The sequence below is a fragment of the Sphingomonas sp. QA11 genome, from assembly GCF_028473665.1.
GTDB classification, from domain to species: Bacteria; Pseudomonadota; Alphaproteobacteria; order Sphingomonadales; family Sphingomonadaceae; genus Sphingomonas; species Sphingomonas phytovorans.
On the sequence record NZ_CP098774.1, the window covers coordinates 1591911 to 1606547 of the forward strand.

Genomic DNA, 14637 nt, shown 5'->3' on the forward strand with positions numbered 1-14637 from the left:
AACTTATCCTGTTGGCGGTTAAAGTTGCCTCGCTGCGCTCGCGGGCAAAAGCCCGCTCATTCAGAGCGGGAGCGCTCGACCGAATCCAGTATCCGCGCACCGGCCATGAACACGGCGATCGGGCAGACTGCGAACAACATCCAGCCGCCAGGGCCGGGATATTGGTGCAGATAATGGACGCCGCGCTCCACCGCGCCGAGGCCGAGGCCGTAGATGACGGCGAACGCCTCGAACTTGGTCTTGATGACGAACAGTCGGGAAAATTTCGTCCACATGCCCGTCATTAAGCAATGACCGGGCCAATGGCGGATTTCCGGGATTCAGCGCTTAACGAATATGGTTAGCTGTCAATTAACTCGACAATGCCGAGCGCTTCCAGAAGCGCCGTGCGGGCGCGTTCGATCATGCCGATCAGCGCCGGATCGGCGATCGCGGCATGGGGAATCTCCTCCGGCCAATGGCGTTCGACGACACTCGCGATCAAATCGAGCCGGGCATCGTCAACCAGGAAGCGCGGGTCGATTGTCGCAGGGTCAGCCACCACGCGCAGGCGAAGGCAGGCGGGACCGCCACCATTGGCCATCGACTGGCGGACATCGACCACTTCGAGCCTGCGGATCGGGCCATTGCCTGCGATCATCTCCTGCAGCCAGGTCCAGACTGCTTCATTTTCTCGCGCTTCCTCGGGCAGGATCAGCGCCAAGGCGCCATCCGGCAGGGTCACGAGCTGAGCATTGAACAGATAGGAGGAAACGGCGTCGGCTAGGCTGACACGCGACGCAGGGACCTCGACGATCTCGACTTCGGGCATCATGCCGCGCAGATCGGCGTAGAAGCGCTCCCTGTCGGCGAAAGCCTGTTCGTGCGCGAACAGCACCCGTTCATTGGCGACGGCGACCACGTCATTGTGGAAGGCACCGGCGGCAATGGCGTCTTCCGACTGCTCCACGAACAGCGTGTAGCCAGCGTCGAGCCGGTGCCGCCGCGCGACCGCCATGCTTGCCTCGCGATGCTGGCGGGCGGGGAAGGGACCGCCCGAGACGCCGTAGACGAAGACCTCGACACCCGGTTGGCCGTGGGTCGCGCATAGCCGCATGTGGTTGGCCGCCCCCTCGTCGCCGAACGGTGCGGGCACCGGGCCGTGCACAGTGAACGCTGGATTAGCGAAGGCGACGCGCAACTGGCCCAGCGTGCCGGGCCATTCATGGCTGCGGTGCGGCATGGTCACGAGATTGGCGACCGAGAGGTGACAACGGCCATCGGCGGTGTCTGACGCGGGCGAGACCGTCGCGGCATTGGCGGCCCACATCGCCGAGGCGGACAGTGCTTGGGCCTGGAGGTGCGGCGCGGCCTCGGCATAGCTGGTCGCGATGCTGTCGAGCCAGCCATGGTCGGGGCGGGCGAGCGGCAGCAAGATGCCCTGGGTTAGCCCCAGCGCGAGGTTCGAGCGCATCTTGGCAATGCCTTCAAGCGCGGCACGGCGCGGGGCAGCTACCTTGCCGGCATTGCGAGTCGCGGCAAGATTGCCATGGCTGAGGCCGGCATAGTTGTGGCTCGGGCCGATCAGGCCGTCGAAATTGATCTCGGTCAGCATTCAGGCACGTCCAACATGGCTGATCTCTTCGTTCTCGGTGATGCCCAGCGCCGCGGCGCAGGTGCGATCTATTGCGACTCCGTCGCCACAGGTGCGTACCCGGCCATAGGCGCTGCGGAAATCCGCCAGCGTTCCCGTCGCGACCAGGGCAGCGTCGCCGCCGTCCTCGTCGATCGCGGCAACGCGGGAAACACGAGCCTCGTGGATCGTGCGGACATTGTCGGTCTTCGTGGTCATGGTCGGACCGCCGTCGAAAATGTCGATATAATTCTCGAAGGCGAAGCCCTCATTCTCAAGCATCCGCATCGCGGCGCGGCCGGACGGGTGCGGAAGGCCGATCGAGGCGCGCGCCGAGTCCGACAGCATCGCGACATAGATCGGATGCTTGGGGAAGAGATCGGCGATGAACTGGTGCCCGCGCACCGCATTGAACTGGTCGGCATCCTGGAAGTTCATGCCGAAGAAACGACCGGCAAGTCCGTCCCAGAAAGGTGATCCGCCCGCTTCGTCGATGACTCCGCGCAGTTCGGCCAGGATACGGTCGGCGAAGCGCGCGCGGTGACGCGCGATGAACAGATAACGGCTGCGCGCAAGCAGCATGCCGAGGCCACCGGCGCGCTCGCCGGGATGGAGGAACAGGCCGCCGACCTCGCTGCATCCTTCTAGATCGGTGGTGAGCGACAGCATATCGGCACGGAAGGTCCGGCCAAGCTCCGCGCTGTGCTGGGCCAGCGTGCCGATGCGATAGCTGTAGAAGGGATAGCGCTGGCCGACCTGGGTGAAGATCTGGCAGGTGCCGCGCACTTCGCCCGTCGCGACATTTTCCAGTACCAGCACGAACAGGTCGTCGGCGAGGCTGTCGTCGGCGCGCGCAAACGCATCATGGCTGCGGGCGAGCTTGGTTTTCAATGCCGCGCGATCGGCTGGCAGATTAGTGAAGCCGCCCCCAGTGAGTTTGGCCATCTCGTAGAGCGGCTGCAAATCCTCGTCGCGCGCGGATCGGATACGGAAGGTCATAACGATCCCTTTTCGGCGATGCGGAGAATGGTGAGGGCGGACAAAGCGGCGCGCTCCGCCAGGCTGTCGACGATGAGGAATTCGTCGGGTGAATGGATCGCGCCGCCGCGCGGCCCCATGGTATCGACCACCGGCACGCCGCAGGCGGCGATGTTGTTGCCGTCGCACACCCCACCGGTCGTGCGCCAGGCGATGGCAAGGCCGAGGGCGGCGCCGGCGGTCTTGACCAGTTCGAACAGGTTCGCCGCGCCCGGATCGATCGGTTTGGGCGGGCGGTTGAAGGCGCCATGGACATGGACCTTCACGTCGTGCTCTGCTGCCACCGCGGCTACCACGTTATCGATCGCGGCCTTGGCGCGGGCGATCTCCTCAAGGGAGGAAGGTCGGAAATTGATGCGGAGAATGGCGAGTTCGGGCACGACATTATTGGGGCCGCCGCCCTCGATCCGCGCCGGATTCACCGCCAGCAGCGGGCTGCGCAGCTTGCTGAGCCTCAGCGCGATGTCGGCGGCTGCGACGATCGCGTTGCGGCCTTCCTCGGGGTTGCGGCCGGCATGCGCGCTCTTGCCGTGCACCACGATCGAGAAATTTCCAGTGCCGCCGCGGGCACCGGCCAGGGTTCCGTCGGGTAAGGCTGGCTCATAGGTGAGCGCCGCGACCTTGCCGCGCGCGCCCTGCGCCAGCAGCGCGGCTGAGGAGGCTGAGCCGGTTTCCTCATCCGAATTGATCACGACCTCATAGCCGATCCGGCCAGCGAGCGGTGACGCTTCGACCGCGTTCAGTGCCGCGAGCATCACTGACAGGCCGCCCTTCATATCGGCAACACCGGGGCCGTTGAGCGTGCCCTTGTCGAGGAAGGTCAGGGCCTGAAACGGGTGATCGAGCGGATAGACGGTATCCATATGGCCGGTGAACAGCATCTGCACTGGCGCGTCGGGCCGGACAGTCAGGTGGAAATGCCGTCCATGGGCGAGATCGGAGACGGCGCCATCCGGGCCGACACTGGTCACCGGTGCAGGGGCGACCAGATCGATCTTGCCCGGCAATACGGCAAAGGCGTCGGAGAGTTTTCCCGCCATCGCCGCGACTCCGCTGATGTTGCGAGTGCCGCTGTTGATCGAGGACCATTCCTGCACCTGGGCAAGCATCGGCGCGTCGGAGAGGGAAGCTAGGGCATCTCGTTCGATGGTCGAAAGCGTGGTCATGAGGCGCTGTTAGCTGGATTTAGGCGGCGCGGAAACACCGGCTGCCTTCCTCTCTACCGTGTCATGACAGCGAAGAGTGATGACCAGAACAGGGAGAGCGCGGCGATAGCAAATATTGATGAGGATCAGGCGATGGGGCGCGAACGAGGGCGCTGCAGCTCGGTTCTCGGCAATTGCGCTCTTATCGACAGTGGCAGCCTGTTCACCAGAGACCGGCGCATCGGGGTCCACCAGATCGCGGCGGAAAGGATCAGCACCGCCATGGCGACGGCACCGAACAGGACGGGCCAGGATCCTTCGCGGGCGCCTGACAGAGTAGCAAATGCCGCAAAAGCGAAGACCAGCCCGGACACTATCAGGGCACGCCGGTCGGTGATGAGGGAGACGATCGCAAAAGCGGCATAGAGGGCGAGGATCGAGAACGCCTGTGTGGTGTCGAGCGACATGAGGGTCGATCGAAGCTGTTCGTATTTCTCGATACCGTTCACGGGCATGCCGATGGCGAGGCGCAGACCGACATTGGCGATCACCAGGGCGGCCAGGCCGTGAAGCCAGAAAGCGACGTCGGCACGACGGGTCTGGCGATATACGTCAGTCATGTCCCACCACATGGCGACGGCGAAGGTGGCAATGCCGCAACCGAGCAGCAACACCCCTTCAAGAGTGGGCGCGACCCCGGGGACGACGATCAGCGCGATCATTCCTGGGATATTGTACAGAGCCAGCGCCATCGCGGCGTAGGCAATGGGGACACGAAAGCGAAGCCAGTAGAGGCCGCACAACAAAGCCATTCCGCTTGAAATTGCGATGTTGCCCAGCGGCGACAACGAGGCCGCCGTCGCTGTACCGGAGACGTCGAGCCACAGGGTAAGAAGGCCATAGCCGCCGCCGCCGATCAGGGCGACCAGGAGCAGGAAGCCGGGAAGGAGCATCTTGCGCTGTCGCACGAAATACTCGGCCAGCAACCATGCGGTCGGTACGTAGAATAGACCCGAGACGGGTCCGAGAGACCGGGTCGCCACATAGAGGCTGAAGAACAGCAGGGCGATCCCAACTGACGCGAGGATATCGGAGAATCCTCTGGACAGGCGGAAATGCTCGTCATCTGCGGGCAATTGCGCGGCCTGTTTTGCCGCAAAGCTGCGGAACTTCTCGGTCGCGTCGGCCGGGAAAATGCCTGCCTTCACCGCGGCATCGAGATCGGCATTTTCATACATGGATGAGATCCGCCCACAGGTCCGTGGAGATCGCTAACGTCTGTTCCTCAACAAACCGGTAAGTGCCGGGCCTGGTTGGAGCGAACTGCCCTCAGATTCGTGCTTTTTGTCCGAAGGCGAACCTTTCCCACCCTTCGGCACTGGAGGCATTCCCGATCCGGGTACCACGTCGCTGAAACACAGGCCCGATATGGTGTTCGCCCTAGAAGCTGTACGCCAGCGACGCGCGGCTGGTCGTGTCGGTGCTGACCCGGCCAAGGGTAGGCATGCTTTCATATTGCACGACATAGGAGAGACGAGCCGCAAGAGGACCGATGAGCTTGGCGCTCAACGCGGTCGTGCTGCTGACGGTGCTGTTATAGTGTTGCACATAAGCGGAAGCGGCCTGGCTGACCGAGATCGTCTTGGTCAGTTTCCAGTCGAGATCGAGCGATCCGCGCGCGGCGATGCTGCTTTCCGTCGTATGATCGGTGAAGGAGGTGTCGCGATAGGCCGGGCCGACTTCCAGATCGAGCGAGAGGCCCGGCTGCTTGATCGCGCTGTAGCCGGCGCCGACCGATGTCGAGTAGCGGCTGGTATAGCCGAGGAACCGATCGCTCTCATATTGCGTGGCGCCATAGACATAGCCACGCGGCGAGAATTTGAAATTGGGCTCATAGGCGGCGAGGTAATGTTCGCGGCTCACCACGCCCGCGCTCCGCTTGTAATCGGCGGCGAGACGCAGCTTGTGCCGCCAGCGCAGCGTTTCTCGATTCAGATCGACCGTCCCGCTAACGCCTGCGTCATGGGTGTTGCCGGTCGTCAGATAGCCGCCCAGCTCCGCACGCCCATGCCACAGATCGAGCACGCCTGCGTTGCGTAGCGTCGCCTCGCGTTTCGCCGCGCGCTCCTTGCGCCATGCGTCGAGCGAAGCGGCGATGGCGGAGGCTGCCTCCGGCGCGGTGGCGCGCGCATATTTCGCGACGGTGGCGACTTCGCCTTCATTGCCTGACGCCATGGCGGCGTCGAGCATCGCCTTCATGGCCGGTGGGATCGGCGCCGGGTCCGTATTGGCGAGCAGCAAAGGTGCCGCGAGCAGGGCGATACGTAGGTGCATGCTGGCCGGATAACCCGTCGATCGGCCCACGATCAACCCAGATGGTCGGCAAAAGCCGCCAGAACGTCCGTGTAGAGCGCTTTCTTGAAGGGGACGATGATCTCCGGCAGCTCGGCGGGGGCGACCCACCGCCATGCGCGGAATTCCTGGTGTTTCGTCGCGATGTCGATGTCAGTGTCCTCGCCGAGGAAACGATAGAGGAACCAGCGCTGCCGCTGCCCGCGCCATTTGCCTTTCCAGACCTTTCCGATCAGATCGGGCGGCAGATCATAAGTGAGTTCGTGCGGTGCCACAGCGATCAGCTCGACCTTGTCGGGTTTGACGCCGGTTTCTTCGCCCAGTTCGCGGATCGCGGCGGTTTCGGCGTCCTCGCCATCGTCGATCCCGCCCTGTGGCATTTGCCAGGCTTCCACCGTCGAATCGATTCGCTGGCCGACGAACACCCGTCCGGCGCGGTTTATCAGCATGACGCCAGCGCACGGGCGATAGGGAAGGGAGGAGCCGTTCATGCCGCCGCCTGTGCCATCACGCGCTCGCCTTCGGCCTCGACGATTACGGTTTTCAGTGCCGCGAGCGCACCGGCGACATCGCCAGCCGACGAAGGGATTGCCTGTCGGAGCGTGACGAAGCCGTGGATGTTGCCTTTGGCCTCGCGGAACACAACCGGCACGCCTGCGGCGGCGAGCGCCCCCGCATAAGCACGGCCCTGATCCCCGATCGGGTCGAGGCTGGCCGTCAGCACCACCGCGGGCGGCATGCCGGTCAGATCGCCGACCAGCGGCGAAGTCCGAATATGGGTGACCTCCGCATCATAGGCGGCCTGGAACCATTCCATGCTCTCGCGGGTCAGCAGGAAACCGTCGGCGAAGATGCTGTATGACGGATATTCCTTCGAAGCGTCTGCCGCCGGGTAGATCGCGAACTGTGCGATCACCGGTACCGCAGCCGGTGCATCGCGAAGCGCCATGGCGGTGACGATCGCCAGGTTTCCACCCGCGCTGTCGCCGCAGACCACAAGGCTGGCGACCTTGCGGCCGAGCTCCGCCGGATTCCCGGCCACCCAGCGCGCGGCGGCTTCGCAATCGTCGGGTGCCGCAGGCCAGGGATTTTCCGGCGCGAGGCGATAGTCGACCGAAATCACCGGGATATCGAGAGTCCGGGATATCTCCGCGCAGAAACTCGCATGAGTCTCGATATTGCCGATCACGAAGCCGCCGCCATGATAGAAGAGCATCGCCGGCCCCGGCTCACGGTTCGCCTTCGCGTCGAACAGCCGGGCCGGAATCTCGCCGGCTGGGCCGGGAATCGCCAGATCCGCCACGATGGCGAGATCGCCGGAGGGCAGATCGGCCACATCCTTCATCGCCATATAGACGGCGCGGGCTGCGGGCGGCTCCATCTGGTGCATCTTCGGCCCAGGCATATTGTTCAGATAGTTGAGGAAGCCGCGCACATCGGGCCGGACGAACGGGTCGGTCACTATATTCTCCCACATCCCGCATTGGCGCTGCGGATCCTGGCCAACTACCTACGTATGATGATCGCGGTCGTCCATCACCCCGCTTATGTCGTTGCCGGCGGGCGCGTGGGGCAGGTTACGAAGAATGCCGCGATCCGCGATCTGCTCCGGGCAGAAGGCGAGACGATCGAATGGATCGAGCCCGAGCTGATGCCGCGCCCCTGTATCGAGGCAGTGCACGATCCCGACTATGTCGACGAAGTGCTGAATGCCCGCGTACCGCGCGAGAAGGAACGGCGGATCGGCTTTCCGGTGACCGAGGCAGTGGCCCTGCGTTCGCAAATGGTGGCGGGCGGCACCTGGCTGGCAGCACGAATCGCCCTCGAACGCGGCTTCGCGGCGAATAGCGCGTGCGGCAGCCATCATGCCCTGGCAACTACGGGGGCGGGTTATTGCGTGCTGAACGATCTCGCCATCGCCGCAGTACGGCTGGTGGAGGAGGGGACGGTAGCGCGGGTCCTGATTGTCGACGGCGATGTCCATCAGGGCGACGGCACGGCCGCCTTGACCGCTGGCAGGCAAGGCATAGCAACCTATTCGATCCATGCCGAGCGCAACTTCCCGGTACGCAAGGCGCGCTCGACGCTCGATATCGCCTTGCCGGACGGCACCGGTGACGTCGCCTATCTGGACGCACTGGAGTCGAGTCTGGCGCCGCTGATGGATGAACAGCGGCCCGACTTGATTCTCTATCAGGCGGGAGTCGATCCGTTCGGGGGTGATCGACTCGGCCGGTTGGCGCTCACCAGGGAGGGGCTGATCGCGCGGGATCGACTCGTTGCGGGACTAGCCCGGAAGCGCGGCATTCCGCTCGCGAGCACGGTCGGCGGCGGCTATGACGAGGATGTTGCCGCAGTGGCCCGACGTCATGTCGCGGCGATCCTCACGCTGGGATCGGTGCTTTTACCGGCCCATGATCGGGCATTGCCTTAAAAGAACCATTTGCAGGCGCCTCCGATCAAACTAGGTTGGCCAGTCAACGCTCCGGGCATAGAGGGCGTCGGATAAATCCGCAGGACAAACATAAATGGCATCCGCCGTTCACGAATTGACGCCCGCCGAGGCGTCCGCAAATCCCCCCGCCGAATCGATCGTTGTGCGCTTTGCCGGAGACTCCGGTGACGGCATGCAGCTCACCGGCGGGCAGTTCACCCTTTCGACCGCGCTAGCCGGCAACGACCTTGCGACCTTCCCCGATTTCCCCGCGGAGATCAGGGCGCCGCAGGGTACCTTGTTTGGCGTTTCCGCCTTCCAGATCAATTTCGGGTCGACCGCGATCGAAACGGCGGGCGACGCGCCCGACGTGCTGGTCGCGATGAACCCGGCAGCGCTGAAGACCAATGTCGGAGCGCTGAAGCCGGGCGGGCTGATCATCGCCGACGAGGGCGAGTTCGGCGAGCGCAATCTCGCCAAGGCGAAATATGAGGTCAATCCGCTGCGCGACGGTAGCCTCGCCCGGTGGCGGGTGCTGGCGTTCAACATATCGCAGCTGACGCTTGATGCGGTGAAACCCTTCGGCCTCGGCAACAAGGAGGCGCTGCGCTGCAAGAACATGTGGACGCTGGGGCTCGCGCTCTGGATGTTCGATCGTGACCGCCAGCCGCTGATCGACTGGCTCAAGAACAAGTTCGCCAAGAGTCCGACGCTGGCCGAAGCGAATATCGCCGCGCTCAACGCCGGCCATGCCTATGGCGAGACGGCCGAACTGGCCGGGCCGATGAAGCAGCATCATGTCGCGGCGGCCCCGGCCGAGCCGGGTCTGTACCGCACCGTTACCGGGGCCGAATCGATCTCGCTTGGTCTGGTCGCGGGCGTCCAGCTTGCCGGCGTGAAGATGTTCTTCGGCGGCTATCCGATCACCCCGGCCTCGGCGATCCTGCATCACCTGTCGCGGCTCAAGGAATTCGGCATCACGACCTTCCAGGCGGAAGACGAGATCGCCGCGATCGCCAGCGCGATCGGCGCGTCCTACGCAGGACAGCTTGGCGTCACCTCTTCCTCGGGCCCGGGCATCGCGCTCAAGGGCGAGGCGATGGGCCTTGCGATCATGACCGAGTTGCCGCTGGTCATCGTCAACTCGCAGCGCGGCGGCCCCTCGACGGGCCTGCCCACCAAGACCGAGCAGTCAGATCTTTATCAGGCGGTCTATGGTCGCAATGGCGATGCGCCGATGCCGGTCATTGCCGCACGGTCGCCCGCCGACGCGTTCGACTGCGCGATCGAGGCGGTGCGAATCGCCGTCCGGTACATGACTCCGGTGATGCTGCTGACCGACGGCTATATCGCCAATGCCGCCGAGCCGTGGCTGGTGCCTGACATGGACAGCTATACGCCGTTCCCGGTCACCTATCTCGAGGAAGCGCCGGAAGGCGGCTTCCTGCCTTATGGGCGTGATGAGAAGCTGGCGCGTCCGTGGGTGAAGCCTGGTACGCCCGGCCTGCTCCACCGTATCGGCGGCATTGAGAAGCAGCTTGGCACCGGCAACATCGAATATGGCGCCGCCAACCATCAGGCGATGACCGAGATTCGCCGCGACAAGGTGCTTGGTATCGATGTGCCGGACCAGAAGGTCGAGATGGGTACCGAGAGAGGCAAGCTTGCGATCGTCGGGTGGGGATCGACCTACGGTCCAATCCATCAGGCAGTGCGGCGTGCCCGTGCCAGGGGGCTGGACGTCAGCCATATCCATGTTCGCCACATCTGGCCGCTGCCGGGTAATCTCGGTGCACTTCTCAAGGGTTATGAGAAGATCCTCGTACCCGAAATGAACACCGGTCAGCTCAAGACCGTGCTGCGCGACCAGTATCTGGTCGATGCAAAGCCGCTCAACAAGATTTCCGGTCAGCCCTTCATGATCGCTGAGATCGAAGCGGCGATCGAGGAGGCGCTCGCATGAACGACATGACCCCTATCGCGAAGACCAGCCCGAAGGATTGGGAGACCGACCAGGAGGTGCGCTGGTGCCCGGGTTGCGGCGATTACGCGATTCTGAAGGCAGTGCAGCGCACTATGCCGGAAATCGGCGCGCGACCGGAGAATACCGTGTTCGTCAGCGGTATCGGCTGCTCGTCGCGCTTTCCCTACTACATGGAAACCTACGGCTTCCACACCATTCACGGTCGTGCGCCAGCGGTGGCGACGGGCGTGAAGCTGGCCAATCCCGATCTCGACGTGTGGATCATCACCGGTGACGGCGATGCACTGTCGATCGGTGGCAACCACACCATGCACCTGATCCGCCGCAATCTCGATTGCCAGGTGCTGTTGTTCAATAACGAGATCTACGGCCTGACCAAGGGGCAGTATTCGCCGACCAGCCATGTCGGGACACGCAGCCCGTCGACGCCGTTCGGTTCGCTCGACCGGCCGCTGACGCCCTGTGCGTTCGTACTCGGTTCGGGCGCGCGGTTCGTGGCGCGGGCGATCGACGTGAACAAGAACCTGCCGGCAGTGCTCAAGGCTGCCTATGCGCACAAGGGCACGGGCTTCGTCGAGATCTTCCAGAACTGCATCGTCTATAATGACGATGTGTTTGCGCCTTTCACCGAAAAGGCCAACGCGGCCGGCAGCCAGATGTGGGTCGAGCACGGCAAGCCGTTGCTGTTCGCGGGCGGCACCAGGGGCCTGGCGCTCGATACCGAGAAGCTGGTGCTGAAGGTGGTCGATGTCGAGGGCGGCGACTGGGAAGCGGCGAAGGTCATCGTGCACGACCAGGCCAATCGCGCTGTGGCGCACATGCTGGTCGAGATGCCGTTCGGGGCGTTCCCGATGGCGCTTGGCGTGATCTATGACGATCCGGCTCCAACCTTTGAGAGCGCGGTCGTCGCGCAGAATGCGCAGGCCAGCACGGGCAAGACGCCCAACCTGCAAAAGCTCCTTTCGCAGGGCCAGACCTGGCAGGTCGAGAAACAACCGCACACGATGTAGCTGCGGGGTAGGTGCGGGCAGGGGGCCGGCAATGACGTTCGTCGTCACGGATGCCTGCATCCGGTGCAAGTTCATGGATTGTGTCGAAGTCTGTCCCGTGGAAGCGTTCCGCGAGGGTGAGAACATGCTCGTGATCGATCCTGACGAGTGCATCGATTGCAATCTCTGCCTGCCCGAATGCCCCGCCGACGCCATCGTGCCGGATATCGAAGACGGTGCCGAGGCCTGGATCGAGCTTAACAAGACCTATGCGACGCGATGGCCTGCGGTGTCGAGCAAGGTCGGCCAGACGCCGGACGATGCCGAGGCGTTCAATGGGGTGATGGGCAAGTTCGAGCAGTATTTTTCGGCTGAACCAGGCAAGGGCGACTGACCGGGGGCGTCAGGTCGACGTGTCGGACAGCAGCACGATTGATGCGCGCGCGAGGCTGGATACGGCCTCGCGCACCTCTCGCTCCGACAGGTGGGGCAGGTCCGCGACCAGTGCACCCAAGGTCGATGCATCCCGATCCAGCAGCATGGCCAGAACGGCACGCTCGACGGGCGTCAGCGGCGTTGTCGCGGTACCGTGGCGAATCTGCGTCGTGTCCTCGGCAAGCGGCAGGCGGCGGCGCAGCATCGGCCGGATCTCGATATCCGTGTGGAGAGGATCGGACAGCCCGAGGTTGAGCGCCTTAAGCGATTCGCGCTGCCGGTCCGCCATGGCGAGGAAGTCATCCAGGTCGATCGTATCCACCAGCCGATGGAGCGCCGCGCGCAGATCGTTCTGCCGCGTCGCCAGCGCCTCGCGCCCCGGCAGGGCCGAGATGTCCCGTCGGAACAGTTCCTCTTCGAGGCAGCGCCGCCCGATCCATTGTACGACGTCGCCGCCACGCGGATAGGCGATACCGATCGTCAGGTGGAGTGAATGCCCCTCCTCGACCTGTGCGCGATGGATATCGCCACGGGGAATATAGAGGATGTCGCCGGGTTCGAGCATCGCACTCCATTCCGGCTGTTCGGAGGCGCCGATCTTGGCGAACGCCGTCACGCCCCTGATCGGATAGCGATCGCGCTGGCCGTAGCAGAACCACCGTTTGCGCCCGTGGACCTGCAGCACCATGACGTCATGGTCGTCCCAGTGCGCTCCGAAGGCGCTGTCCCGGCGGAAGCTCACATAGGCATTGACGCTTGCCCGGGCACGCAGGTGGCGCTCGATCATCGCGGCGAGCGCGCTGATGCCCGGTACCAGCCGCTCGATGTCGTTGATGACCAGACTGAGTCCCTTGTCGGCGAGCGACTGGAGCGTGTCGGGTGCCAGCTCCTGAACGCCGGAACTGCTCGAGCGTGTTGTCAGCATCGCCGGGGGCATATCATGCCCGTTGCGGATCGTGCGGACCTGTCCATTCTGCAGCCGCTCGAGGGTGATCAGCGCGTTGAAGGCGGGCCAGGGAAGAAGGCTGGCGAAATCGGCCTGTCGCGCGCTGTGCAGATGCAGCCGGTGTTCCTCGGCGATCGCGTCGGCAAGCGATGAAAGCGGGTTCGGCGCGATCAGGCTTTGCAGGTCGGTGATCATGTGCCGGCTTCCCACTGCCTTGGTCATTCCACCTAGACCAGAAACGACGACCATGGAAAGTGACGCACGAAGTGTCTCTTGCGGCCATTGCGGTCGACGGGCATGGCGGCAGCGATGGATGCGCCGACGCTTCTCTGGTTTCGCCGCGACTTGCGTCTGTCGGATCAGGCAGCGCTGGTTGCCGCGGCGGGCGAGGGGCCGGTGATCCCCGTCTATATCCTCGATGACGAGAAGCCGCGGCATCGCCGCATGGGCGCTGCTTCGCGCTGGTGGCTGCACCACAGTCTCGCCGCGCTTGACCGGCACCTGCGAGACAAAGGGTCGCGCCTGATCCTACGGCGGGGTGAGGCTGCGGCAGAGCTTGGCAGGCTGGCTGAAGAGACCGGGTCACGGCGGGTTCATTGCCTGCGCCACTATGAACCCTGGTGGCGCAACGCCGAACGCGCGGTAGCGAAGACCCTCGATCTGGTGAACCATGACGGCAATTATCTGGCACCGCCGGGTTCGATCACGACAGGATCGGGACATCCCTACAAAATCTATACGCCGTTCTGGCGTGCCTTGCGGGAGCATATGCCGCCGCCGGCGCCGATGTCTGTGCCGCACGTCATTCCGGCGCCCGAGACATGGCCGGAGAGCGATCGGCTTGAGGATTGGGCGCTACTGCCGGCGAAACCCGACTGGGCAGGCGGCTTTCGCGACGAATGGACGCCGGGCGAGGAGGGCGCGAAGGACCGGCTCGAGGATTTCGTTCCGAGAGCAGCGGCATATGACATCGACCGAAACCTGCCGTCCGACGAGGGCAGTTCGCGCCTGTCACCGCACCTGCATTTTGGAGAAATATCGCCCGCGACGGTCTGGCATCATGTCGTCGGAGCATCGGGCGATTCAACCACCTTCCTGAAGGAGCTTGCCTGGCGTGATTATGCGCAGAATGTGATCCTGCAATTTCCCGACTATGGTTCGAAGAACGGGCGTGAAACGCTCGATGGCCTGGCCTGGCGGACTGGCAAGACAGCCGATGCCGATCGCCGCGCCTGGCGACTCGGCCGCACCGGTTATCCGATCGTCGATGCGGGAATGCGTCAGCTCTGGGCGACCGGCTGGATGCACAATCGCGTGCGCATGATCGCGGCGAGTTTCCTGATCAAGCATCTGCTGGTCGACTGGCGCGACGGCGAGGCATGGTTCTGGGATACCCTTGTCGATGCCGACTACGGCAACAACAGCGTCAACTGGCAATGGACCGCGGGCACTGGGGTGGATTCCAACATGTTCGTCCGCATCATGGCGCCGCTGGTTCAATCGACGAAATTCGATGCAGCGCGTTATATCCGGCAATGGGTTCCTGAGCTCGCCGACATCCCCGACTCGGCAATCCACGATCCTGAGGCCGCGGGTTGCCGGCCCGACGCCTATCCGGCGAAGATCATCGGTCACCGCGAAGCCCGGGAGCGCGCGCTGGCTGCGGCGAAGCGGGCGCGGTGATCGTGATACGAATCGCTTT

Annotated in this window: 14 protein-coding genes; 5 read left to right on the forward strand and 9 right to left on the reverse strand. The window is 64.0% G+C overall.

The window, feature by feature from the left end:
• Positions 1-56: 56 nt before the first annotated feature.
• From NDN01_RS07270 to NDN01_RS07305, 8 genes are all read right to left on the reverse strand, one after another.
• Complete coding sequence (locus NDN01_RS07270; protein WP_272628071.1) at positions 57-275, reverse strand: hypothetical protein; 219 nt, start codon at positions 273-275, stop codon at positions 57-59.
• Between the two features lie 65 nt (positions 276-340).
• Positions 341-1594, reverse strand: a complete 1254-nt coding sequence (locus NDN01_RS07275; RefSeq protein ID WP_272626688.1) for an N-succinylarginine dihydrolase — start codon at positions 1592-1594, stop codon at positions 341-343.
• Positions 1595-2611 carry an arginine N-succinyltransferase gene (locus NDN01_RS07280; protein ID WP_272626689.1) on the reverse strand — a complete coding sequence of 339 codons (1017 nt, stop codon included), beginning with the start codon at positions 2609-2611 and terminating at the stop codon, positions 1595-1597.
• The gene (locus NDN01_RS07285; protein WP_272626690.1) at positions 2608-3816 is read right to left on the reverse strand and encodes a hydrolase; all 1209 of its coding nucleotides are present in this window, start codon (positions 3814-3816) and stop codon (positions 2608-2610) included. The genes NDN01_RS07280 and NDN01_RS07285 overlap by 4 nt, the downstream gene beginning before the upstream one ends.
• A 125-nt stretch (positions 3817-3941) precedes the next feature.
• A complete protein-coding gene (locus NDN01_RS07290; RefSeq protein ID WP_272626691.1) occupies positions 3942-5033 on the reverse strand; it encodes a hypothetical protein in 1092 nt (363 codons plus the stop codon).
• Positions 5034-5235: 202 nt separating this feature from the next.
• Positions 5236-6129, reverse strand: a complete 894-nt coding sequence (locus NDN01_RS07295) for a DUF481 domain-containing protein (protein ID WP_272626692.1) — start codon at positions 6127-6129, stop codon at positions 5236-5238.
• Positions 6130-6161: 32 nt separating this feature from the next.
• A complete protein-coding gene (locus NDN01_RS07300) occupies positions 6162-6638 on the reverse strand; it encodes an RNA pyrophosphohydrolase (protein ID WP_272626693.1) in 477 nt (158 codons plus the stop codon).
• Positions 6635-7624 (reverse strand): alpha/beta hydrolase, encoded by a 990-nt coding sequence (locus NDN01_RS07305; protein ID WP_272626694.1) that lies wholly within the window; start codon positions 7622-7624, stop codon positions 6635-6637. Before NDN01_RS07305 ends, NDN01_RS07300 begins: the two co-directional genes overlap by 4 nt.
• A 42-nt stretch (positions 7625-7666) precedes the next feature.
• On the opposite strand from NDN01_RS07305, the gene NDN01_RS07310 reads away from it, so the two are divergent.
• The 4 genes from NDN01_RS07310 to fdxA all read left to right on the forward strand — a co-directional run bounded on the left by NDN01_RS07310 (position 7667) and on the right by fdxA (position 11948).
• Positions 7667-8581, forward strand: coding sequence for a histone deacetylase family protein (locus NDN01_RS07310; RefSeq protein ID WP_272628074.1), 915 nt, complete (start codon positions 7667-7669; stop codon positions 8579-8581).
• Positions 8582-8675: 94 nt separating this feature from the next.
• On the forward strand, positions 8676-10544 hold the full coding sequence (locus tag NDN01_RS07315) for a 2-oxoacid:acceptor oxidoreductase subunit alpha (protein ID WP_272626695.1): 1869 nt from the start codon (positions 8676-8678) through the stop codon (positions 10542-10544).
• Positions 10541-11575 (forward strand): 2-oxoacid:ferredoxin oxidoreductase subunit beta, encoded by a 1035-nt coding sequence (locus tag NDN01_RS07320; RefSeq protein ID WP_272626696.1) that lies wholly within the window; start codon positions 10541-10543, stop codon positions 11573-11575. The genes NDN01_RS07315 and NDN01_RS07320 overlap by 4 nt, the downstream gene beginning before the upstream one ends.
• Before the next feature lie 31 nt (positions 11576-11606).
• Positions 11607-11948, forward strand: a complete 342-nt coding sequence (gene fdxA, locus NDN01_RS07325) for a ferredoxin FdxA (RefSeq protein WP_272626697.1) — start codon at positions 11607-11609, stop codon at positions 11946-11948.
• Between the two features lie 9 nt (positions 11949-11957).
• Here the strand turns inward: fdxA and NDN01_RS07330 are convergent, their stop codons facing one another.
• Positions 11958-13130 (reverse strand): cupin domain-containing protein, encoded by a 1173-nt coding sequence (locus NDN01_RS07330; protein ID WP_272626698.1) that lies wholly within the window; start codon positions 13128-13130, stop codon positions 11958-11960.
• 114 nt (positions 13131-13244) lie between these two features.
• On the opposite strand from NDN01_RS07330, the gene NDN01_RS07335 reads away from it, so the two are divergent.
• A complete protein-coding gene (locus tag NDN01_RS07335; protein WP_272628076.1) occupies positions 13245-14618 on the forward strand; it encodes a cryptochrome/photolyase family protein in 1374 nt (457 codons plus the stop codon).
• Positions 14619-14637: the final 19 nt, after the last annotated feature.